This window comes from Hallella mizrahii (genome assembly GCF_009695775.1).
Lineage (GTDB): Bacteria > Bacteroidota > Bacteroidia > Bacteroidales > Bacteroidaceae > Prevotella > Prevotella mizrahii.
On sequence record NZ_VUNG01000021.1, the window covers coordinates 1 to 20409 of the forward strand.

Here is a 20409-nt window from a genome sequence, read left to right on the forward strand (position 1 = left end):
GTTTTGCTTGTTTTCTTTTTGCAACACTAAGATAAGTGAAAATTCTGACATGGCAAAATCCTGGGCAACTTTTTGTTGCTCAGGAACTTATAAATAAAGTTAAATTATAGTGTTGCGGAATTAAGGTATATCTTATCAGAGATAAAGATATAATCAGCGAGAATGCTGGTAAAAGTGGTGCAGAGCAAATCTTATCTAATCTTACTGAACTTATCCGTAACAGCCTAAAGATGAGAGCACGGGTATTTACCCAAGAAGAATTGGATTTGAAATCTCATAGATTATCCTATCATCAAACGATTTGAAGAGATAGCTGGTATTGAGTTCGATTGGAATAGGTTTCACAATCGCAGAGAATTTAGCCTGCATAATTCATGCCGTCTTAAGACAGAACCTCGTTTCCATAAAAACGAAGTTGTTGGATAAGAATCTGTAGATTTGTCGAACCTATGCCGTCATTTTGATGTCCCAAGCATTGGCTCATGGGTGTCTCCTGTTTCTAAAATACATCCGAATTTTGCCTATGGACATGCATAGTCTCATGCCTTGTTCAGGCATGTTTAAGAAATCGTATTGTCTGGGGCGTAAGCAGTCAGCCTTTCAAGGTCAACAGTCAGTTCTTCGAGATGCCGATGATGTGGTGAGAAACTAACATGTATGGAAGTCTTCTTTTCCACAATATATACAGCACTGAGCATAATGCGTTTTATAAAGATGTCCATTGTGAAGTTCTCTATGGCAGTGCCATTGAAGAGCTTATGCTTCATCATGTGGGCAACGACGAAAGCCGCGGCATAAAGGAAAAGACGGAAATAGTTGGGCCGATATGAGTTGCATGACAAACGATCAGCTTTGAAATACTTGACGTCTTATCCATAGCTCCATCTCACCGCGTTTGCAATATCTTTTGTAGATGGTTTCAGGTGAATTGTTCTTGTTCTTCGTGACAACGAGCCGTATATTGGTCCCTTTGGCGCTAACCTCGATTTTGGCAATGACGCGCTGCTCATATTTCCAACTCTGTATCTTGTAGTTCAGCCTGAAATACCGGCGTATCACAACATTGTCTTTACTCTCAGAGCCATGTACCCTCTCCAGAGCTTTCTTGAAATCATTCTCAGCACGTCTTCTTGGCTAGTCTACCATATCCAAAAGCTTTGCGTTACCGATCAGTCCTGTAAGATAGCGTACATACCATTTGCTCCATGCCCAGTCCGTGAACTCATGGGAGCAGAAATGGCTGTCTCTACGAAGCTCAATGACAGTGTTTGGCCAGCACTCATGAAGGTATTCGACGACCCGGCGGAGAATACGCAACACATTAAATGTTGAAGGAAGAAGGCATGGCCTATTCCTCGGCATGCTTTCTTGAAGGTTAACTTATCCCGGCAGACCTATCTATTACAAATTAGACCCGACTTCGGATTTGGATTCGAATTGGGGTGATTGATCTCATTGATCTCGTTTATCGTATCCATGAGCATGCCGAGCGCTTTGTCTAAGTTACCATGAAATTGGGCATCCACCAAAACTTCCTGTACAGCCAACAATGGAAAGTTGGATAAGGCATCCAATTTACCATCTTTGTTTAAGCCCTCGACAACATTCGTCAGCAAGTATGCGTCCAGCCCTTCCTTGACATTGTAAAACAGACCGTACTTCTCAAGCAACAGCTTGAACTTCTCATCTGACACATAGGAGCGTGGAATCATCGTAATATAAGGATAAAGCCCCATGGATCGTGCCAAAAATTCCAAAGACTTTAAATTCATGTTCGTATCCCCTCTCAGCATCTTAAGCAAGTTGCTGTAATCTTTTCCACACGCACCCAGGAATGCTTTAGCATCCTCATATCCTCTTTCTTTCATGAGTCTCAACAGAGTCTTTGCAAAAATGATGTTCATGTATGCAAAATTGGGGATAAATTACGAATATGCATAATATCAGAACACCACCAATAGTATTACAACGCCACTCGTAAAAGAATAATTTGTAAAAAGTCTAAAAACACGTAAATCCTCCAACATCAGTCGGACTAGAGTACGATGATGGTGTTGTGAAGAGGCGACTTGAATAATCAAATCTTGCAAAAAAAAGAAGCCCCGTACCCGTGGAACGAGTACCAGGCTTCTTAATGTGCTTTAGTATAACAGTAACATCGTCTGTACATTACTCTCCTTCTATGAGCTTCTCTATCTGAAGTCTTGGAAAGAGCAACCTCCCATTGAGCTTCTTAGCGGGAATCTTGCCCGAGCAGACCCAGTTGTATATGGTTTTTTGCTCCACGCGGAAGAGCCTTGCCGTTTCCACAATGTCAAGATAGCCATCTTTCTCCCTCATGGTCTTGATCTCCCTGAGAAGCTCAGAGTGTCGGTTCAATTTGTCCTCCATTACTTTCAGCTTATCCATGATAGCATGGAATGATTCTGTCTGATTCTCCTGTATCATAACTTCCCCATATTATAATTAGAATCGCCGAATTGCGTAATGATACCTCTTTCCTTCATGATGGAGACGTACTTCTTGGCCGTCCGTTCCTTCACGTCCATATTCTCCATCACTAAAGAGACCAACCGCGTGTAGGGCATGGCACCCTCATGTTTGAAGATGCCCTTTGCCACATCCTTCAGCTCCGTTTCCTTCCACTTCTCTTTCTCATCCTTCGATTTCTCACCCAGATAGACGAACATATCCTTCTCTTTGTCCCATCCGAATTTCATCAAAGGCACATCGAGCGGACTCCCATCCCGGACCTTCATCGCCTTTACCATCGAGAAGTTACCGATCTCATCCTTTTCTATAGACAGGATGCCCGATGACTTCCGCTGCAGTTCTGAGCCAAGATGTCCCCGAAGTTTGAAACCGTTCGGCACGAAGTGCAGCACACAGACAATACAGGTATTGTAGATGTCCGCCAACTTATAGAGATCATCCACTATACTGATGCTCTCCTGCTCATCGTTAGCCGATCTTACAAGGTCGGCGACACCGTCTATCACCACAATCTGTATGCCCTTGTGACGATAATACAACATGTCAAGCGCATCCCTGATCAGCGTCAGTCGCTCATTCCTGGCCATGGCTGTCATGTATACCGGGTGAAAATAATCCGGCTTGGCATCAAAGCCGCTTCTTTTCAATATCGTGGAGACGTTCTTGTACAGCTGAGCCTCAGACTGTTCCGTATCGAACAGCAGCACAGCCTTCTGATTTTTGTTCCTTGCAATATCCAGTCCCAGCGTCATATCTTTGTCCAGCTCTTCCTCCGACAATGCTCCGGCGACGATAGAAGAGATGTAGTGGCTTTTTCCTACCCCCTCTCCGCCTGTGACACAAAGTAAATTACCGCAGCTTCCTATCGGCACGCCATTGACCCCCACCACCATCCTGGACAGTTCCGGCGGATTGTCGTAGTCCAGCTCACAGCACTTGAGCAGACTGGCCGTCTGTTCGTGTTTTTCCTTGATGATGGACAAGAAGAGATTGTTGATTTCCTCTGCTGTCCCTCCACCGGCAAAGAAGTCCGACACATCTTTGTGTTCCTTTGTGCCGTCCAGCGGAAGTTCCATCCTCAGAAGCCCTAGTTCCGCATTGGCCATCTGTATTTCCCGGGAGCACTTCACTCCCGTCTCATCCATGTCGTAGAGAAGCACGATGTGCTTGAACCGTCTTTTGAGTCTCTCGAGTATGGTCTTCGGCACATTTGCCGTCTCGCTGTTGAAGGTGATGGCATTGAAGCCGTGTGCTGACAGGCTCATGACATCCTTTTCTCCACCTGTGATGAACACAATATTGTCTCTTGTGGGCAGCTGCTCCATTCCGAAGATATAATCAGAGCCGGAGGAACTGGCGTACAGGAACCGGGGCTTGCTGAACGGCCGGTACACCTTTAAGTTACTGCCCACGTGGTAGGCGAACATCGGCTCGCTTTCAGAAGACATGAAAGAGTAAGGCTTCCCCTCATCATTGACATTGGAGTACCGGTGAGCGCTCGTGACATTGAAACGGCAAAGCGTTTCTTTGTCGATGCCGTATTTTGCCCAATAGCGCAGTTCCGTCTCGCTAAAACTCTTTTCCGTCACCTTAGCCTTCTTGGTAACATTCTTGCTTGTAGTAGAAATCTTTGCCGTTTCTGTGCCGGATGGTTGTGGCTTTCTGAAGGGCACCGCTTTCACTTCACTCTTGAAGTTTGGGTCAGCCATTGAAATGTGCAGTCCGAGGTCTCGGTCTATCTTGGAGAGGATGAGCCTGAAGTCCCGCTTCATGTCATAGTTGAACATGGTGGCAACGAACCAGAAGCAGTCGCCGGAGTACTGAGATTCACCAAAATCCTTATAACGGTAGTAGCCCGTCTTGGTATCCAGATATATGTGACAGGAAGGTTTGGTGTCATGATAAAAGGGACTCTTGAATTTCTTCTTCGGTATAACCTTGAAGGGCATGTAGTAGTTGAACACATCCAATCCCCTCTGGGTGCTCATCAGTATGCAGTCTCTGTAATTCATACACAATCATCCATTTATCGGTATTCGACTTGGTTCCCAGGGTTATTGGGAGTGATGCAATGCAAAGGAATCGTCTCCCGGAAGGCCTGCAATCGCTGCAGAGCGTCCATTTTTGAGAGTCCCTTGAAAGTGATGCGACCCATCATGATTTCTCTGACAAGATCTCTGTAAGGATAAACCACTTGATTGGCCGAGATGTATCGGAAGGGAATTGTCCTTCTCTGACGCAGACGGTTCAGCGTTGCCTTGGATACGCCCAACACATCAATCAAGTCATTAGTCGACAAGGTTGCATCATCAGCCTCATGCAGCAGCTCTCCTCTCTTCTTAAACTCTCTCAGCATTTCAGAGAACTGAGCTGACAGGTTAGAGATCGCATTCATGATCTCTTCATGTCTTTCTTCGTCCATTTCAGTTTTTTAATTAGTTAATTTATTAAAGTTATACATCGTTAGTCAATCGCCTTTAGTTGTAAGATTACCTTCGATTTCATTAAGAACCAAAGTCAGACAAACCACGGTGGTCTTCACTGAAACGTAGCGAAATCATAACATTAACCTAGCTCAGATCTGGGTGCAAAGTAAATATAAATTCTTGAATCATCAAAATTCTATAACTCTATCAATAGGTTTTTAACGCCATTATCATAAACTAAATTTATAAAAAATATAAAAATCGAAAGAATATGCGAATTGTATGCAACGATATGTTACTAAACAGCGCGATTTGCTTTCTATTATTTACCAAGAATGGTGTACGAAGTACTATGCCTTTTCCAGTATGGTAGCATTAACTTTATGATACTGTCCAATTAAATTGTAGGTCTCATAACGAGGAAGCTTCAATGTCAAAGTTTGGAAAGCTTCAATCTCACCCGGCGTATCATCAGCGAAATCGCCAGTTATACATCCACACTGACACTGATTCGTGAAGTCCCCGAGGAGACCATTGTCGTGATGCCAGGAACCAGTTTTATAAGGTACGCCCAAACCTATGCCCGGATAATGAACAGAAAGGAGCCGGAGAACATGAGAGCGTATTCCGTGCCCCAGAAGCTTAAACTGTGATAATGGCAACCTGCCCAAAAAGAGAGCGGGAATATGCTGTAATCACCCCAAAATTTATGAAAACCTTATAGTGCAGTTCATGTACTTGGAGGCTGGCTACACGATAGTTTTATCCTTACCGGCTTAAGGAAGAACTTTAGAAATTTAGCAGCGACGCTATATTCCAGGGTACAGGCCAGGCCGGTTAAAACCTCAGGATATATCCGTCTCCCTCCTTGAATGCATTGCATCTGTCAAGATACTGACACGTTTCTTCAAAATTGTCGCCCGTGATGTTGGCACTGAATTTCCTTACACGGGACATGGCACGCAGCAACACGCTGGGGTCATTTCTGCGGGTCAGCCTCCTCAAGGCATTGAGATAATCCTCCCGGAATACAGTGGGTATTATGATCTTTGACTGGTCAGCCGCTACAAGTTCAGCGTTCATCATGATTCGGGAGATGCGTCCGTTGCCGTCCGTGAATGGATGCACCTCACTTATCATGAAAAGCATGAACAAAGCTTTCGCAAAAGGATGCTCCAATGCCTGATAATACTCAAATCCCTTACGCAGCGTTCCTCTGACCAATCTGCAGTCTACAAAATGAGTATCTCCTGCATGGTTGTTCTGCATCTTGAACATTCCCGGATTCCTGTCCGGCCGTGCTGCCATCATCACGCGGTGTCGGTCTTGCAGAATATCTATCAGATCGTCGGCAGATGAGGGCGTACGGCGCATCTCCCTGCGGCTCGCAACAATCTGAAAGGTACCCAGCACATCATGGGAGTCAGCGTTACGGGCAGGCATAGGCTGTCCCGTCTCAACAATTCGTCGGGCTTCCTCAATCTCAAACTCCGTACCTTCAATATAGTTGGAAAAATAGCTTTCAAAAAAAGCAAAATTACGAAAGGCAGAGGTTTCCACGTTGGGCTCATCAATCCATGGGAAAGTCTCGTTGTGCAGGGCATCGAACAGAATGTCAAACAGTTTTATTCTGTTGGCATCGTACGGCTCTCCGTGAGCTCTTGCCAAAGCAGCCTCTGAGGTGAGGACCTTAGACGGTTTTGTGCTCAACAAAGCACTTATGATAGTATTGAGTGTTTCGAACTCAGCCTCCATTCCCAAACACCCGGCAACCTCACGTGCCTTGTCACGAAAAGAGTTCAGGCCATTCTCGCCGTTCACTTGCAGAATACGCTCCAGGTAGTCCTCAATACTGGTGCGGGGAAGGCATTTGGAAGAGCCTCCTCTCGTCCGTCCTTTCTGAAGGTTTTCCAGTGTCCTGCGTTCCGCACTTGATATATAGAGATTCTCTATAAAAGGCATGTCGTATTCCGTTCCCTCTGGTCCTTCCAACAAGTGCACCTTAATGCCCGGCAAAGAAACATTCTTCGTGTACGTGTAAGTCAGATAGATATTCCCTTCAGATGTCGGCTTAAGTTCAAAAGCTGACCTGTGGCTAATAACTGCCTGAGGATAGAGCTGGCCGAGAATGAAAAAGATGTTGCGCCTTATGATGTCCTCCGGTGTGTCCTCCATGTTAGTGGTGTAGACCTTGGGCGCAATCTTTCTCAGCAATCCAACCTTCATCATGGACCGCATTTCTGCTGACTTGCCTTTGTCCTGAGTAGCCATCACTATCTCAGAGATATTGTTTATCATCGGTTTCTTGGTCATGGACTTCTATTTTTCTGCAAAGTTAGGCAATTTCGTCGGATAACAAAAAGATTTTTGAAGTTTTGTCGGATAAGAGATGATTTTTCTGAAGTTTTGTCGAATAAGGAAAGTCATCACATAATTTTTTCTGTCAATAAGAGATGTAAGAATGCCCATGTGACAGAAGTTTTGTCGGATAAGAGCCGTTTTTTCTGAAGTTTTGTCGAATAAGACATAAAAAGATTGTGCTCCTACATTACCTCTGCTAATTTTTATTTAAGTTATGTATAGTTGTACGGCGATTGAGATTGCACATCATGCATCAGATATAACGAAGGAAATTGTATCAGTGAAGACAATCACTTACTGTCAGGAGGAAATACATGGCAGAAATATCATTTCTGTGACTAAGCCTTATGTTATCGTCAAGTCTGTAATTTTGGATCCTATTGTCAGATTCCTGGATAGTGCTGTGAAAAGCGTAAAATATCGGGGAAGTAAGATTAACCAAGATGCATTTGCTGTAGCCACTGATGATGCAGCATAATTGGATAGAACAAAATGGAAAATCAAATAAAGTATAGATTCCGTAGAATGGAACTCGAGCAGTTTGCCATGTTCGAGGAAAATTACAACAAAGACGTCAAAGAAGCTCAATTCCAAACGGAGGCACAATTTTCGTTTGATAAGGGTACTTCGGTGTTGTGCTTCCGTATCTCTGTCGACATGTCTGCTATGGATAAGCCGTTAGCCAAAATAGTACTAAAGAGCTTCTTTGAGATACATCCTGATTCACTAAAGCTCTTGCTCAAGGAAGACAAGATTGTTTTCCCTCCTGTTCCGTTAGTATAGTTTGCCTCTCTTTGCTATGGTGCTATCAGAGGTGTGCTGTTTGCGAAAACCCAAGATACGCCATTGGCAGGTTACGTCCTACCTCCAGTTTATTTCGGTAACATGATTGACAAAGGATTTGAAGTTGAATAGACGATCCTCTACAATGTCTTGACAATCGTCTTAGGTCCATTAGACTTTTTCAATAACGCTTGGCTGGCATACCCTTTGGTGCACGGTGCAAGTCATATATAAATATACGCTTGCACCGTGCACCAAAAGATGTAGCCAGAAGCGTTATTTTCCTAAGAAATGCTAAAAGATTTGGATAAGGTTCAGAAAAAGTGTATCTTTGAACCCGAAATCAGAGTATGATGGTAATCATTGCATAATCACGAAGTACTCATAGTTAAGCTTTACGCTGGCTACACGAAGAAAAGTCGAGATTTGCAAGCAACTGAATATCAGAGAGTTATACCGATTAAGTTCGGGGACCTCTCTCTCCGCCAGAAATGCGTAACTCGTTGTTTATCAGCAAGTTGCGCATTTTGCGTTAAAAAGGCCGGACGATTGACGGACGGCTTCTGTTAAGCATTGTTGGACGTGCATCTTTTATAGCTGGGAACGCAGCGACAAAAGATGTTAAAAAAATGTGCTCTAAAATTCAAGGAAGTAATGTTTCCAAGCTCGTAGGCTACACCTACCCCAAACTCCACAAAGGCAAAGAGTGGTATGTCGACTTCTATGCACTCGACCCTGCCACCGACACGATGCGGCGTAAGAAGTACAGCATCAGTACAGAATTTCGTGTTGCAGAACGCAACCGGCGCGCTACGGAGATTATCAATGTAGTGAGCAGCAAGCTCATGAAAGGATGGAATCCGTGGGTTCAGACCGACAATTCACGCGCTTATGTGCTCTTCGAGGATTGCCTGGAAAGGTATCTCGATTATGTCGACCGCATGGATCGCAAGAAGACACGGCAGAGTTATCACTCGCGGGTCAATGTGCTCAAAGAGTATATTGCCACCCGTACTACCCCATTCAAGTATGCTTATCAGTTTGATGAGTCCTTCTGCAACGACTTCATCGATTGGATCTTTCTCGACCGTGAGAGTTCTCCACGAACGCGTAACAATTATCGTGGCTGGCTCTACGGCTTCTCTGAGTTCATGGTTGCCCGCAAGTACATCGCTAACAATCCTGTTGAGAAGATCAAGGTGATGCCAGAGAACGGGGAGAAGTTCCGCAAGGACCTCACTCCGGAGATGCTCAAGACGATGACCAAGTATCTCACGGAGCATGACAAGTCCTTCCTCCTGGCTTGTCTCATGCAATATTACACGCTCATCCGTCCCGGCGAGCTTAGTAATCTGAAGATTGGAGACATCAGCCTGAAGAATCAGACTATCTTCGTTTCCAAGACTTTCAGCAAGAACCATCGTGATGCTGATGTGGGTCTGAACAAAATCATCATCAAACTGATGCTCGACCTCGATATCTTCAAGAGCACGAGCGACTGCTATATCTTCAGCCACGACTTTAAGCCGGGCAAAGAGCATGTAGGCAGCGACCAGTTCAACAAGCGTTGGAAGACGATGCGCAACGCACTGAAATGGAGCGACTGCTATCAGTTCTATTCTCTGAAGGATTCCGGCATCCGTGACCTTGCCAATTCCGAGGGCGTTGTCGTTGCCCGTGACCAGGCACGCCACAGGGACATCTCCACAACCAACCGTTATATCCAGAAGCATGATGTGCAGCCGGGAACGCTCAACTTTGAGGGTAACATGGTCTATGAAAAGCCCAAGGCGAAGGATGACGCTAAAGACAAATAGACAATAATAGAAATCAGCCACCCGTGGGATTAACCTCACAGGTGGCTGATTTATTATATGTGTATGGTATGAGAGTGCGATTTTTCCTTGTATCGTTGTAGCACTTATGGCTGTTGTGATAAATTTACTTGATTATCAATCATTTATGAAACGATACACCTTGTAGCATCCTCTCCTTGCGCTACAAAAACTACTCTACAGAGAACGTATAACAGATACTGGAGAGCGTCGGGGAGATCATATTACCGAGGTAGAACACCCCATAATCGCCCGGTGTCAGCCGTGCTGCAGGGATCGTGATGATGGAGCTGTGGTCTCCGAAGTTCTGATACCCGAACGACAGATAGCCAGCCTTGTCAGCCTTCTCCGAGTCTGCGGTGTTGATGAGTGCCGCCTTTGTCTGAAACCACTGCAGCCGGCGGTCTTTCTTCGACGAGGCGAATCTCACGACCTTGAACAGTGCCATGCCGTCCTCCCGTTTCTCTGCCCTGAGATTAATCAGCACCTTCACGTCCTTACCCTCATGCCTGCACTTCAAGGCAGATGAAGAACCGCTGAAGGTGAAGTCCATGCCCTCAGCTCCAGCTAACGTGTTGGCGGCATCGGCGAGACTGCCCACATTGGCAGCCGTTCCCATCACCTGGGCACCAGCCACTACGGCTCCCAAGGAAGAGCTCCCTGCTCCCGCAATCATCCCGATACCTCCCAAGGCCCCGGCGGCACTGGCAGCAGTACTCACGATGGAGGCAAGCTTGCCGAACTTGTTCTTGTGCTTCTCCATCTTGCCGTCTTCCATAGGCAGTGCCTTCAGGCTGTTGTCAGCAGCCACTAAATACATCAGGTCAGCAGCCGTTGTGTCAGGTTCAACGATTTCGGCAGCTTGTGCCTTGGCGATTGAGCATAATCCTCCGGCCATCAGCATGAGGACGAATGTGAAAACACGAATCTTGTTCAAATGTTTCATAACGTGAAAATGTTGTTGGTGAATAATATGAATTGTTTTATGTTCTTTGGGCTATACTTTCGCTTTTTATCGGTGCAAAAATAATCAATTTCCTTGAAACGACCAATACATTACTTAATAAATATGTGCTTATCCACATTTTGTTGTACCTTTGCATCTATGAAACATTCATATCTGCGTCTACATGCCTCCATTCTGCTGGCAGGAGCCACGGGCTTGTTTGGCAAGATCATCACCATCAGCGAACTGCCGCTGGTGTTCTATCGCGTATTGTTCTCTGCCCTGCTCCTCGCCTTTGTCATGGGTGTGCAGCACCGGCTCCACCGTCTTCCGTGGCGTCAGGTAGCCATGATGATGGGCTGCGGCGTACTGTTGGCCGTTCACTGGGTGTGCTACTACGGCAGCATCAAGATGGCCAACGTGTCCATCGGTGCAGTGTGCTTTGCTCTCGTGGGATTCTTCACTGCCATCATTGAACCCATCATCGGACGGCACCGCCCTTCGTGGCGTGAGCTGCTGCTCAGTCTGCTGACCGTCTGTGGCATCATGCTCATCTTCGGATTCGACGTCCGCTATCGTGCCGGCATCGCCGTGGGTTGTCTCTCATCCCTGCTCTATTCGTTCTTCTCCGTACTCAGCAAACGGGTACAGGCCACTACGGGACGCGCCAGCAGTACGATGCTGCTCTATGAGCTTACGGGTGGTGGCATCATACTTGCTATAGCCATCCTCGCCTATAGTGTGGCAGTACCCCAGGTTGTAGTCGTACCACAAAGTCACGACCTGATAGCCCTGCTCGTCTTTGCATCACTGTTCACCATCGGGCCGTTCCTGCTCCAGTTGCAGTCGCTCCGTTCCATCTCAGCCTTCACCGTCAACCTGAGTTATAACCTCGAGCCCATCTACACCATCACGCTCGCCATGCTGCTCTTTGGCGAGGCGGGTGAAGTCTCTTTAGCCTTCTGGGGCGGCATCGCACTCATCCTCTTGTCGGTAGCCGTACAGACGATTCTTGCCGTGCATTCAAGGAACAAAGGCAACAGATAACTTCGTCCCACGCCAGGCTTTTTCCCACCCTTCCCTACTTTTTCCTGCCATGCCGTGTCCTGCCATTCCGTTGCGCATGGAGTCGCAAGTCTTCGCCGTTGCGCCGTCATGCTTCACTCCATTTTCAGGCACCGCATGGCAAACGCTTGCTGCGGGACGGCTCTGCGATACCGTCCTTCCTTGATGCCGGTCCATGACTGGAGTGAAGACTGCACAAGTTCCGTTTCCTCTCCAGTCATCAACCGCATCCGCAAAAGTTCCGGCTTATTGCTTTGCCCCACCGTTGCGAGGCACCACGAAGAAGGCACTTGCAGGGTGCCTCACGCCCCCTACCCGATTAACGGGTCACAGCCGTTGCCCGATGCCTAAGTGTTTTCTTAGCCCATGCCCACACCACAAAACGGACGACGGCTATTCTGCTTTTCCGACCGTCCAGCCATTGCCGTCCGCACACTCCCGGCAAAGGCTGGCCGCTCAGCAGAACGTGCCGGCGAATTGACTTCCCTGCCAAGGCGCCACCGAAGCCCGACGTTGCCGGTCTCCACTTGCGCTTTTCTGGCAGTGAATACAATTCTGTGCCGTCACTGTAGCCGCCGTCCGCTTTGTTCCCACCCTTTCTGAACCGTTTCCGACCACTTCGGGAAACCTAAAGAAAGGGAAATTGACTCCTTGTCTATACACGTGCTACCGCCACAGCATTGGCAGCCCTCGACATCGACGGATATTCCATCTGGACATCATACATGTGGAGTATCCTGTAGAGGTTGCTCTTGCTGCGGTAACCGGTACGTTCCATAATCTCCTTGATGCAGTACCCGGCCTTATACATGTTGATGACCAGCTTATAGCGTTTCAGTTTGCGGTCGTTGTAGTTGGTGGAATAGAGTTCCGCCTCCAGGTCATCGTGCGTGTTGCGGTCGCGCTTGCTGAACACCTTGCAGATAAGGTCCAGCGTGTTGACCGTCTTCGACTCCGGGAACAGTTCGTCCTGCGTGTCCAGTCCGTCAGCGATGGAGACAATCCTTATGCCCGTCTTCCGGCAGAACTTCACAAAGAATATCATATCGTGGAAGTTGTAGAAGGCGTTGTCGAACGAAAGCAGCACCGCGCAGTCACCCTCCTGGAGCTCGTTGATGAACGCCTCCCATTGAGGCCGTTTCCTGCCCTTGCCGTTTTCCTTATAAAGCGTCTCACACCCGTGCACCCGCATCTGCTGGAGTGCATCCTCACCGTGCTCATTAATATGAGCATTACCGATATATCCGATATGTTTCATATTTCTCTGTGATTTATTTACAAAGATACTAAAAATATTCCATTTCTCGGCAAGTTAACCGTTATAATATCAAAAGATTACGAAATTAGTACCAAATTCGGCGTATTTGGTTCTATTTTCGAGTTTTACAGAACCAATAAGTTGCAAAACGGGTAAAAGACATACTATTTTGAGGAAGAATTGTTATCTTTGTTGTAGTATCTCACCAAAACCATCACAACAATGACAACAACCGGAAAAAACGGATTGCAACACCATCATTATCAGTCGGAACGGAGACTTGTCCGGCAAACCATACATACCATATTCACCATATTACCCATATTATCCATATTGACGTTTTCCGTCCTTTTGTCATCTTGTAATAAAGACGACAAATACCAGTTCACCACCAGTCGCAGTGCGGTCGAAACCTACCGTGCATTTCTCTGTAAAATCAAATCTGTCAGGACCAGCAATACCAAGGAATATGTCGCCTCATTGAAGGAATGGAAGGAAGTAAACGATACCGTTTACAAGTTCCTCGTTGCTGACTCTGCTTTTGTGAAGTACCATAATGAGGCGAACGACTATTTCCTTATCCGTGACTCCATCCGCAAAGAGATGCTCCGTCTCACCGAGACTTGGCGCTATGGCTACGACGATGTACTGTCCATCAAGGAGCAGACCAGCGCCTACAAAGATGACGGGGACCTGGCGGAAGCCGTCAGCCTTGCCACGCCTTTCTTTGCCTCCCTCGACAGTACCGCCATCAGTGTCTGCGACAAGGCCTCCATCCTGAAACGGTACCGCTACTTCCTGACCACCACCCTCAGCAAGGGCATCAACAACCGTGAGGACATGCTGCGCTTCATCCGTGACGAAGACTATATGTTCCGCACCTTCCTCCATCACCTCTATGAGATGGACGATGAGCCCCTGGCAGACATCAGCCGGAACACCGAGGCCATCTGCCGCAACATCTTCATCGCCGCCCGTGAAGGGCGCATCCCCTCCAAGGATGCCATCGTCTATATGTCCATGCGTACCGTACGTCGGCTGTTGCAGAACTCCGCCGAGTGTGTCGAGAACATCAACCGCCTGGAGATGAAAGGCAAGGCACAGGGCAATGCCTACCTCTGGATGATTATCCAGCCCTTTGTCAGCATCGACCCGTTCCTGCTGGCCACCATGACCCCACAGGAGCGCAGCCGGTTCGAGTATATCGTCACCCAACTGCCCAAGTCGCGGCGGTTTGCCGATACCTTCGACATCAACCTGAGCGCATTGAACTATCTGCTGCCACAGCAGTTGCTCAAAATATATGTCTTATCCATTTAATCCTAATTATTATGATTGTAAAAGAAGTAAACAAGTTTATGGCCCTGATGCCATTGATGCTGCCCAAACTCATTGACAGCAAGCAGTGTGTAGAACCCGACATCGCCGAGGACTCGGCGGTACTGTACTTCAATCTTGAAGAGCGTTTCCCCATTGGCATGGTGATGGACATGATCGACGACGACCTCGACCTTCAGCTGCTCTACCACGGCTCGAAAAAGTCAGAGCCGCGCATCCTCCACTGCTGCTTCTTCGCCAGTCCCAAGCTCGGCAAGAGTATGTTCAAGATCAACCTGCTCACCGGCACCGACGGTTTTGTGGACAGTGTTGCCGTCACCGTCTATGACACCGTGGATGTCTTTGCCGAAGAACTCGACAGCGATCTTCTCTCCCACACCCTGTCCTTCGACTTCACCGAGGCGATGACCAGCCAGGAACTGTTGTCTGTTTTTTGCAAGATGAGCTATGAGACCTGAGCTGCTTTATTCCATTGCCGATGTCATCAACGCCCATGGTGACACCTATCATGCCGTAGTTCCTTTTGCCAAGCACGACTATATGGTGCAGGAAGGCAGCCGCCTCGTTCGTTCCTCCTGTTACGTGCTTCGTGTCATGCTTTCCGGCAAGGCAAAGAATCATGTGCGCCGGACGGTGTGGAACGTCTATGAGGGCGACATGGACAAGATCATCCAGAAGATCAGTCGCCGTGACAAAGCCTTTGCTGAGCGGATGAAGACCTGCAATCCTTCCCCCAGGGATGTGGAGTGGATCATTCGCCGGGCAACGCTGAAATCGCTGACGCTGAAGATCTCCAACTCGTCTTACCATCTCTATGTAGATTGCATCAAAAACTAATCACTATCTTCATGTATTACCCATATTACCATTAAAAAATCATGACTGCAAAATTACTCTTCATATTACTCGTATCGCTGCTGCCGCTGGCCGTCTCCATCGCACTCGCCCGCAAGGGCCGCCTCACGGTGGTCCGCCGCTGTCTGTCACGTTCCGAGAAGCGCGCCAACTTTGCCGCAAGTCTGCTTGCCATTGTCATTCTCCTCTTCCATTTGGCTTACTCGTTGGCTTTCCCGGTGACGATCGGTCTGGCCTTCTCATCGCTCTATGCGTTCTTTGCCATAGCCGTCAAGCGCAACACCCTTCTGCTATTGTTCATCCGTTCTTCCATGCCCATCTATCTTGGTATTTTCGCCATCGCGGTTCCCATCGGCTTTATCCCCGGCATGTTCCCCATCGCCTACACGTTGTCTGCAGTCCTGATTACAGCTGCCTGCCTGCCGGACATACCCCAGCAGAACATTACGGAATCTAATACCACTAAAGATTGTATCAACGAATAAGCTATGAAGCAAAAGAAGAAATCGACTGTCAACTGGATGGCCATCGGCCACGAACTCATCAATTGTCTTCGAACCAAAGACCGTCACCGTCTGTCACGTTACGATGCTTTCGTATGGCTCATGGAGTCTATCGGCAAGGGCATTCCCGTGTGTAATGAACAGGGCGAACAGATCCATGTCCTCCCGTTCACTGCCTCTTACATGCGCCTGGCTGAAGAATGGAACTGGGAACGGCACACCGTACAGCAGTTTCTTGATGAGCTTGCCGCGCTCTCGGTGATCTCACGCCAGCGCAAGGGCAACACCTTCGTGTTCTCCTTGGCCAGGAAGTCCCACAAACATTTACTCCTTTAACCTCATGTCGCGATGCTTCAAATCCTTCCTCTTTTCCATTCAAGCCTCTCAGGAACTCGGGCTCTCCGTGTCAATAATTTTCTAAGCCGAGCGAGCTTGCTTGCCTTTCTTCACCGGTTTAGTGCAAACTACGGTTTAGGCACGATTTTCCAAATCGCTAAGCCTAATTAGCGTTAACTTACATTAACGCCCTGAGAGCCCCTCCAAGGGAGTTCCTGCGGGGAGCAAGCTCGGGCTGAATAGGTAATAACATTGTCAATAAAAACGAATATGGCAGGAAGAAAACAAGTCATGGACATGCGCTCTGAGACGGGTGGTGTCAGTCAAAAAGAGAGCGATGAGCAGCAACGCAACTGGACTGCCCAGCAGTGGAAAAAGAAAGCCGCGGACAGTCTCGCCAACTACGACCCTACCCGTGCAAAGCTCAACTTTGAGGTTGTCCGGGGAGGTGTCGTGCAGCCCATCGATACATCCAAGAGCATCGCTCAGAAGATGGCTGAGAACCTGGCAGCTCGCGGCATCAGGGATCCGAACAGTAACGCTGACGGTAAACGGAAGTACCGCACCCTTGCCAAGTTCATCTTTGGTGGCAACCGTGAGCGGATGCACGAGCTCGCCTTTGGCACTCAGAAAGTAGATTTGACGAAAGGGGCGGACAACAGTGGCATCACCCGTTGTCAAGAGATCGAGGACTGGGCACGTGACGTATATAACTTCATGGCTAAGCGTTATGGCGAGGATAACATCATCAGCTTCTATGTTCACCTCGACGAGAAGAATCCCCACATTCATTGTACCATGGTGCCGGTCGATATAGCCCGTAACCGTATCTCATGGAGAACAGTCTTTGGCAGTACCATTGAGGCTGAATCGGCAAATATGACCGCCTTGCACTCCGAACTTGTCGAACAGGTCAACAAGAAGTGGGGACTGGAGCGTGGCAGCAATATGGAGGAGACAAAAGCCCGGCACCGCTCCACTGAGGAATACAAACGTGAGCTGGTATCGGAGGTGTGCGACCTGGAGACCACCCGTCAGGGACTGCTCAGGCAGATCCGTCGGGCAGAGATAAAATTGAAGGGCATCTCGACGATGATCGCCAACCTCCGGGAGCGCAAGCAGGCCATTCAGGACGAGATTGACGAGATCGCCCGTCAGTTTGGCCAGGACGGTTGTGACCATGCTGCCTTGGCCAGTCGGATGGCGGCTTTGCGGAGTGAGCTCGAAGACGTCAAGAGCAAGCTGTCTCTCCGTCAGCAGATGTTGGAGGATGCCGAGCGCACCATCCTCGCTGCCCGTGCGCGTCTCGCTGCGTTGAAACAGGAACATGCCGAGATACGAGAGCATCTGGGTACAGACTTCAACTATAAGACCACGGAGCTGCAGAAGAACCTCTTGGCAACCTACAACGACATGGTGGCTTCGTCCTGGGAACCCGTCCGTCCGACGCTCTCTGAGCACCAGCAGCATCTTCTCGACGAGTCAGGCTTCACCCATCTCACCGACAATGCCGCCGGTGTCATCAACTGTGCCCTGCTCCTATCCCTTAACTGCATCCGCGAGGCCACTGCCTATGCCGAGTCCAACGGCGGCAGCACCGTCAACAATGCCGGCTGGGGACGTGACAAGGATGAGGATGACGAGCAGTGGTGGCGACGTTGTATCGCCCGCTCAGCCGCCATGATGCGGCCGGGTGGGAAGAAGCGGCAGAGAGGGCGGTAAGATGGGTAATATCAGTAATACGGTGATGAACTTTCCTGTATTACCTGCTCAGAACCTTACCGCCATTTTATCCAACAGACGCTTGTCGAGCGCGTGCTTGTTCAGGAAGATATAGGTGGTGTACATCGCCACGAAGCTCTTGCTAAGATACCAGATGCCATGGTAGTTGCCATAGTCGCCCCACGAGTTCTTCACCATATAGTATTCCTTGCCGTTCTTGTCCTTCGCCGTACCGAAGATCAGCATCACATGGTCGTAGGTCGCCTCCCACGTATCGAAATATTTCTGTCGCAAAGCCTGTGTCGGCGTCACCTCCGGTGCATCCACACCGAGACTGTCGAGTTTGCTCTTCTGCTGTGCCTTCGGCAGTTTGAGCCACCGCTCCGCGTCGCTCCCAGCCAACGAGTACGCTTTCTGCTTGTCCAGGGCAAGGCCGATGCCACTGCGGGAGAAGTTGTCACCACTCACGTCCCCACCCCATGCCACGCAGTAGCCGTGAGCAAGGGCGTTGTCGATGACCGACATCATCTGATCCAAGGGGATGTTGAAACTCGGACGTGGGCGCCATTTGTAAGGAGCCTCAATCACCATCCACTCATTGAAGGGATGATGGGTGAAGCTCGTCAGACTGACATAGTCGTCCCAGTTGAGACCGAGACTCGCTGCAAAGGTCTGAGGCGTGTACCGCTTGCCTTGATAGGTAAACTCCTTCTGATAGGTGCCGAGATAGGCGTCGAGGATACCCTTCATGCCCTGCCGCCACTGCGTCGTGATCGAAGTCTGCGTGCTGTTCGCATAGTTGTTGATATAAGACTCCAAGGCTGGGAAGAACTCGTTGAAGTTGGCGAGACTGTCCCCGACCATTGCTCCCGGTCTTGTCATCGCCTCCTCCGGCACGATGCCGAAGCGCTTGATGACACTCACCACGTCGTCGCACGATCCGCCTTCTGAGAACCGGCTGTTACCGTGCATACGGATATGATAGTCGGCACAGTCGAGATAGTCCTGGTACGCCACGTACATCTCCGCGAGGTCCACCGTCTTCCCCGTCTTCCGCAGAATCTCACTCTCCAGGAATCCGCAGGTGGCATAGTCCCAACACGTCCCGCTCCTGTTCTGATCCTTCACAGACGTTATCGGGTTGGCCTTGATGGTTGTGAATACCGGTGCCTTGCTCTGGGCAAAGGCCGTCATCGCTGTCGTTGCAAAAACGACTGACAATAGCATTTTCAATGGCGTCCTCATAACTGTAAATTTTATGTTGTTCAAATATGATTTTATTAAAATGTGCACTATTGGCCGTTGTGTGATACTCTATATATGTTTACCTTTGCATCCGGAAACCTGCCTGTAGGCGGTCAACTGTTCTGCACGAACTTCGTCCCTCGGATGCGCGCATCTCTGAGGTGTCCTTACGAAAGCTAACAGCCCGCCTGCTTGAATCAGCAAGTGTGAGTATGCTGCACGAATCTGGCTCTACGACGTGCCTGCACGAACGAATGCCCCTGTACGATCACTCATCCTCCACTTGCTGAAGGTTTCCATTTCGTTATTTTTTTTCCAGAGGCTCAGCGGCTATCTGTAAGTCATCTTCTTCCGGCAACTTATATTTTATGGAGCGGTCTTCGATGAATATGTGATTGAGTGTATAGGCAAGTGACTCAAGCGTCTTATCTCGAACTTTTGGTTTCAGCTCGCACTCCCACACCGTGATACAGTGCCATCCCATCTTTGCCAGTTCCCGCTGCTCTTCCTTGTCCCGTTCTTTGTTCCGCTTGATTTTCTTCTCCCAAAATTCAGTATTCGTCTTCGGCATCCGGAAGTACTTGCAACCGTCATGCCCATGCCAAAAGCAGCCGTTAACAAACACACACGTACGGTATTTGCGCAACACAATATCTGGATGGCCAGGCAACCTTGGATTGTTCAACCTAAATCGGAATCCTTGCTTCCACAGATACTTGCGCACAAGTATCTCTGGCTTCGTGTTCGTGGAACGAATAGAAGCCATATTTTTGTGTCGTTGCTGTGGTGTGAGCTTATCCATAATGCAAAATTACTAAAAAATTGGTTTGCTTATATTCTATTGAATATTTTTCTTCAACTTTTATGGTTGCAATCGAATAAAAAGTTGTAAATTTGCAAACCAAATATCAAAAGACTCAATATGACTGTCAGTGATAAAAAACAGATGTTACCAAGTTTACTTAAGTCGTTGAGGGAAGAAAAAAAGTTTCCTCAACGAGAAGTCGCATCTGCTTTGGGCATTGACACCACCACTTATTGTAAAATAGAAAAAGGGAAATATCCAGCAAACAAAGAGCAAGTAGAAAAACTAGCAGAATTGTTTCATGCTGACAGAAATGAATTAGTCAAAGTATGGCTTGCAGATAAGATCGTAAACATAGCCAATAAAGATGAGGAAGTTGCTGCCGAAGCAATAAAACTTGCAGACAGCAAATTCAATGATTTGAGTAAGGAACCGTAA

At 48.2% G+C, this 20409-nt stretch carries 21 protein-coding genes and 1 pseudogene; 10 read left to right on the top strand and 12 right to left on the bottom strand.

Annotated features, from left to right (window positions below; genetic code table 11):
* Nucleotides 1-560 precede the first annotated feature (560 nt).
* The 6 genes and pseudogenes from FYJ73_RS16325 to FYJ73_RS08840 form a co-directional block, all read right to left on the bottom strand.
* A pseudogene (locus tag FYJ73_RS16325) lies at nt 561-1362 on the bottom strand (transposase); the annotation flags it as partial.
* A gap of 32 nt (nt 1363-1394) precedes the next feature.
* Entirely contained in the window at nt 1395-1868 is a 474-nt protein-coding gene (locus FYJ73_RS08820) for a hypothetical protein (protein WP_154534344.1), read from the bottom strand.
* A gap of 301 nt (nt 1869-2169) precedes the next feature.
* A complete protein-coding gene (locus tag FYJ73_RS08825; RefSeq protein WP_154534345.1) occupies nt 2170-2448 on the bottom strand; it encodes a helix-turn-helix domain-containing protein in 279 nt (92 codons plus the stop codon).
* The gene (locus FYJ73_RS08830; RefSeq protein WP_154534346.1) at nt 2445-4505 is read right to left on the bottom strand and encodes an AAA family ATPase; all 2061 of its coding nucleotides are present in this window, start codon (nt 4503-4505) and stop codon (nt 2445-2447) included. The genes FYJ73_RS08825 and FYJ73_RS08830 overlap by 4 nt, the downstream gene beginning before the upstream one ends.
* A 14-nt stretch (nt 4506-4519) precedes the next feature.
* Entirely contained in the window at nt 4520-4915 is a 396-nt protein-coding gene (locus tag FYJ73_RS08835; RefSeq protein WP_154534347.1) for a helix-turn-helix transcriptional regulator, read from the bottom strand.
* A gap of 841 nt (nt 4916-5756) precedes the next feature.
* Nucleotides 5757-7232 (bottom strand): Fic family protein, encoded by a 1476-nt coding sequence (locus tag FYJ73_RS08840; RefSeq protein ID WP_235899299.1) that lies wholly within the window; start codon nt 7230-7232, stop codon nt 5757-5759.
* 573 nt (nt 7233-7805) lie between these two features.
* Here FYJ73_RS08840 and FYJ73_RS08845 point away from each other — a divergent pair.
* Together FYJ73_RS08845 and FYJ73_RS08850 are read left to right on the top strand one after the other, a co-directional pair.
* Entirely contained in the window at nt 7806-8063 is a 258-nt protein-coding gene (locus FYJ73_RS08845; protein ID WP_154534348.1) for a hypothetical protein, read from the top strand.
* A 629-nt stretch (nt 8064-8692) separates the two neighbouring features.
* A complete protein-coding gene (locus FYJ73_RS08850) occupies nt 8693-9880 on the top strand; it encodes a tyrosine-type recombinase/integrase (RefSeq protein ID WP_154534349.1) in 1188 nt (395 codons plus the stop codon).
* A gap of 190 nt (nt 9881-10070) precedes the next feature.
* Here FYJ73_RS08850 and FYJ73_RS08855 read toward each other — a convergent pair whose 3' ends face one another.
* Nucleotides 10071-10844 carry a hypothetical protein gene (locus FYJ73_RS08855; RefSeq protein ID WP_154534350.1) on the bottom strand — a complete coding sequence of 258 codons (774 nt, stop codon included), beginning with the start codon at nt 10842-10844 and terminating at the stop codon, nt 10071-10073.
* Nucleotides 10845-11003: 159 nt separating this feature from the next.
* Here FYJ73_RS08855 and FYJ73_RS08860 point away from each other — a divergent pair, with 159 nt between their 5' ends.
* On the top strand, nt 11004-11891 hold the full coding sequence (locus tag FYJ73_RS08860; protein WP_154534351.1) for a DMT family transporter: 888 nt from the start codon (nt 11004-11006) through the stop codon (nt 11889-11891).
* Here FYJ73_RS08860 and FYJ73_RS08865 read toward each other — a convergent pair.
* The 3 genes from FYJ73_RS08865 to FYJ73_RS08875 form a co-directional block, all read right to left on the bottom strand.
* The gene (locus FYJ73_RS08865) at nt 11868-12086 is read right to left on the bottom strand and encodes a hypothetical protein (protein WP_154534352.1); all 219 of its coding nucleotides are present in this window, start codon (nt 12084-12086) and stop codon (nt 11868-11870) included. The genes FYJ73_RS08860 and FYJ73_RS08865 overlap by 24 nt on opposite strands.
* Nucleotides 12087-12228: 142 nt before the next feature.
* A complete protein-coding gene (locus FYJ73_RS08870; protein ID WP_154534353.1) occupies nt 12229-12462 on the bottom strand; it encodes a hypothetical protein in 234 nt (77 codons plus the stop codon).
* A gap of 102 nt (nt 12463-12564) precedes the next feature.
* Nucleotides 12565-13167: a recombinase family protein gene (locus tag FYJ73_RS08875; protein WP_028910260.1), complete on the bottom strand. Its 603-nt coding sequence runs from the start codon at nt 13165-13167 to the stop codon at nt 12565-12567.
* A 351-nt stretch (nt 13168-13518) separates the two neighbouring features.
* Between FYJ73_RS08875 and FYJ73_RS08880 the strand changes: the two genes are divergently transcribed.
* The 6 genes from FYJ73_RS08880 to mobV all read left to right on the top strand — a co-directional run bounded on the left by FYJ73_RS08880 (nt 13519) and on the right by mobV (nt 17921).
* The gene (locus FYJ73_RS08880; protein ID WP_154534354.1) at nt 13519-14487 is read left to right on the top strand and encodes a hypothetical protein; all 969 of its coding nucleotides are present in this window, start codon (nt 13519-13521) and stop codon (nt 14485-14487) included.
* 11 nt (nt 14488-14498) lie between these two features.
* Nucleotides 14499-14963 (top strand): hypothetical protein, encoded by a 465-nt coding sequence (locus FYJ73_RS08885; protein WP_154534355.1) that lies wholly within the window; start codon nt 14499-14501, stop codon nt 14961-14963.
* The gene (locus tag FYJ73_RS08890) at nt 14953-15342 is read left to right on the top strand and encodes a hypothetical protein (RefSeq protein ID WP_028910257.1); all 390 of its coding nucleotides are present in this window, start codon (nt 14953-14955) and stop codon (nt 15340-15342) included. The genes FYJ73_RS08885 and FYJ73_RS08890 overlap by 11 nt, the downstream gene beginning before the upstream one ends.
* 41 nt (nt 15343-15383) lie before the next feature.
* Nucleotides 15384-15845 (top strand): hypothetical protein, encoded by a 462-nt coding sequence (locus FYJ73_RS08895; RefSeq protein ID WP_154534356.1) that lies wholly within the window; start codon nt 15384-15386, stop codon nt 15843-15845.
* Nucleotides 15846-15848: 3 nt separating this feature from the next.
* Nucleotides 15849-16199, top strand: coding sequence for a hypothetical protein (locus FYJ73_RS08900; protein WP_154534357.1), 351 nt, complete (start codon nt 15849-15851; stop codon nt 16197-16199).
* A gap of 270 nt (nt 16200-16469) precedes the next feature.
* Nucleotides 16470-17921 carry a MobV family relaxase gene (gene mobV, locus FYJ73_RS08905; protein WP_154534358.1) on the top strand — a complete coding sequence of 484 codons (1452 nt, stop codon included), beginning with the start codon at nt 16470-16472 and terminating at the stop codon, nt 17919-17921.
* 48 nt (nt 17922-17969) lie between these two features.
* Here mobV and FYJ73_RS08910 read toward each other — a convergent pair whose 3' ends face one another.
* Nucleotides 17970-19166 (bottom strand): C1 family peptidase, encoded by a 1197-nt coding sequence (locus FYJ73_RS08910; protein WP_206081747.1) that lies wholly within the window; start codon nt 19164-19166, stop codon nt 17970-17972.
* 304 nt (nt 19167-19470) lie between these two features.
* Nucleotides 19471-19968 carry a very short patch repair endonuclease gene (locus tag FYJ73_RS08915; RefSeq protein WP_154534359.1) on the bottom strand — a complete coding sequence of 166 codons (498 nt, stop codon included), beginning with the start codon at nt 19966-19968 and terminating at the stop codon, nt 19471-19473.
* 120 nt (nt 19969-20088) lie between these two features.
* Between FYJ73_RS08915 and FYJ73_RS08920 the strand changes: the two genes are divergently transcribed.
* A complete protein-coding gene (locus tag FYJ73_RS08920; protein WP_235899300.1) occupies nt 20089-20409 on the top strand; it encodes a helix-turn-helix domain-containing protein in 321 nt (106 codons plus the stop codon).

What these genes read in the sequence shown, in the direction of transcription:
- FYJ73_RS08820 (WP_154534344.1), bottom strand. Translation starts at nt 1,868, where the DNA reads ATGAAAGAAAGAGGATATGAGGATGCTAAAGCATTCCTGGGTGCGTGT.
- FYJ73_RS08825 (WP_154534345.1), bottom strand. Translation starts at nt 2,448, where the DNA reads ATGATACAGGAGAATCAGACAGAATCATTCCATGCTATCATGGATAAG.
- FYJ73_RS08830 (WP_154534346.1), bottom strand. Translation starts at nt 4,505, where the DNA reads ATGAATTACAGAGACTGCATACTGATGAGCACCCAGAGGGGATTGGAT.
- FYJ73_RS08835 (WP_154534347.1), bottom strand. Translation starts at nt 4,915, where the DNA reads ATGGACGAAGAAAGACATGAAGAGATCATGAATGCGATCTCTAACCTG.
- FYJ73_RS08840 (WP_235899299.1), bottom strand. Translation starts at nt 7,232, where the DNA reads ATGACCAAGAAACCGATGATAAACAATATCTCTGAGATAGTGATGGCT.
- FYJ73_RS08845 (WP_154534348.1), top strand. Translation starts at nt 7,806, where the DNA reads ATGGAACTCGAGCAGTTTGCCATGTTCGAGGAAAATTACAACAAAGAC.
- FYJ73_RS08850 (WP_154534349.1), top strand. Translation starts at nt 8,693, where the DNA reads ATGTGCTCTAAAATTCAAGGAAGTAATGTTTCCAAGCTCGTAGGCTAC.
- FYJ73_RS08855 (WP_154534350.1), bottom strand. Translation starts at nt 10,844, where the DNA reads ATGAAACATTTGAACAAGATTCGTGTTTTCACATTCGTCCTCATGCTG.
- FYJ73_RS08860 (WP_154534351.1), top strand. Translation starts at nt 11,004, where the DNA reads ATGAAACATTCATATCTGCGTCTACATGCCTCCATTCTGCTGGCAGGA.
- FYJ73_RS08865 (WP_154534352.1), bottom strand. Translation starts at nt 12,086, where the DNA reads ATGGACCGGCATCAAGGAAGGACGGTATCGCAGAGCCGTCCCGCAGCA.
- FYJ73_RS08875 (WP_028910260.1), bottom strand. Translation starts at nt 13,167, where the DNA reads ATGAAACATATCGGATATATCGGTAATGCTCATATTAATGAGCACGGT.
- FYJ73_RS08885 (WP_154534355.1), top strand. Translation starts at nt 14,499, where the DNA reads ATGATTGTAAAAGAAGTAAACAAGTTTATGGCCCTGATGCCATTGATG.
- FYJ73_RS08890 (WP_028910257.1), top strand. Translation starts at nt 14,953, where the DNA reads ATGAGACCTGAGCTGCTTTATTCCATTGCCGATGTCATCAACGCCCAT.
- FYJ73_RS08895 (WP_154534356.1), top strand. Translation starts at nt 15,384, where the DNA reads ATGACTGCAAAATTACTCTTCATATTACTCGTATCGCTGCTGCCGCTG.
- FYJ73_RS08900 (WP_154534357.1), top strand. Translation starts at nt 15,849, where the DNA reads ATGAAGCAAAAGAAGAAATCGACTGTCAACTGGATGGCCATCGGCCAC.
- mobV (WP_154534358.1), top strand. Translation starts at nt 16,470, where the DNA reads ATGGCAGGAAGAAAACAAGTCATGGACATGCGCTCTGAGACGGGTGGT.
- FYJ73_RS08910 (WP_206081747.1), bottom strand. Translation starts at nt 19,166, where the DNA reads ATGAGGACGCCATTGAAAATGCTATTGTCAGTCGTTTTTGCAACGACA.
- FYJ73_RS08915 (WP_154534359.1), bottom strand. Translation starts at nt 19,968, where the DNA reads ATGGATAAGCTCACACCACAGCAACGACACAAAAATATGGCTTCTATT.
- FYJ73_RS08920 (WP_235899300.1), top strand. Translation starts at nt 20,089, where the DNA reads ATGACTGTCAGTGATAAAAAACAGATGTTACCAAGTTTACTTAAGTCG.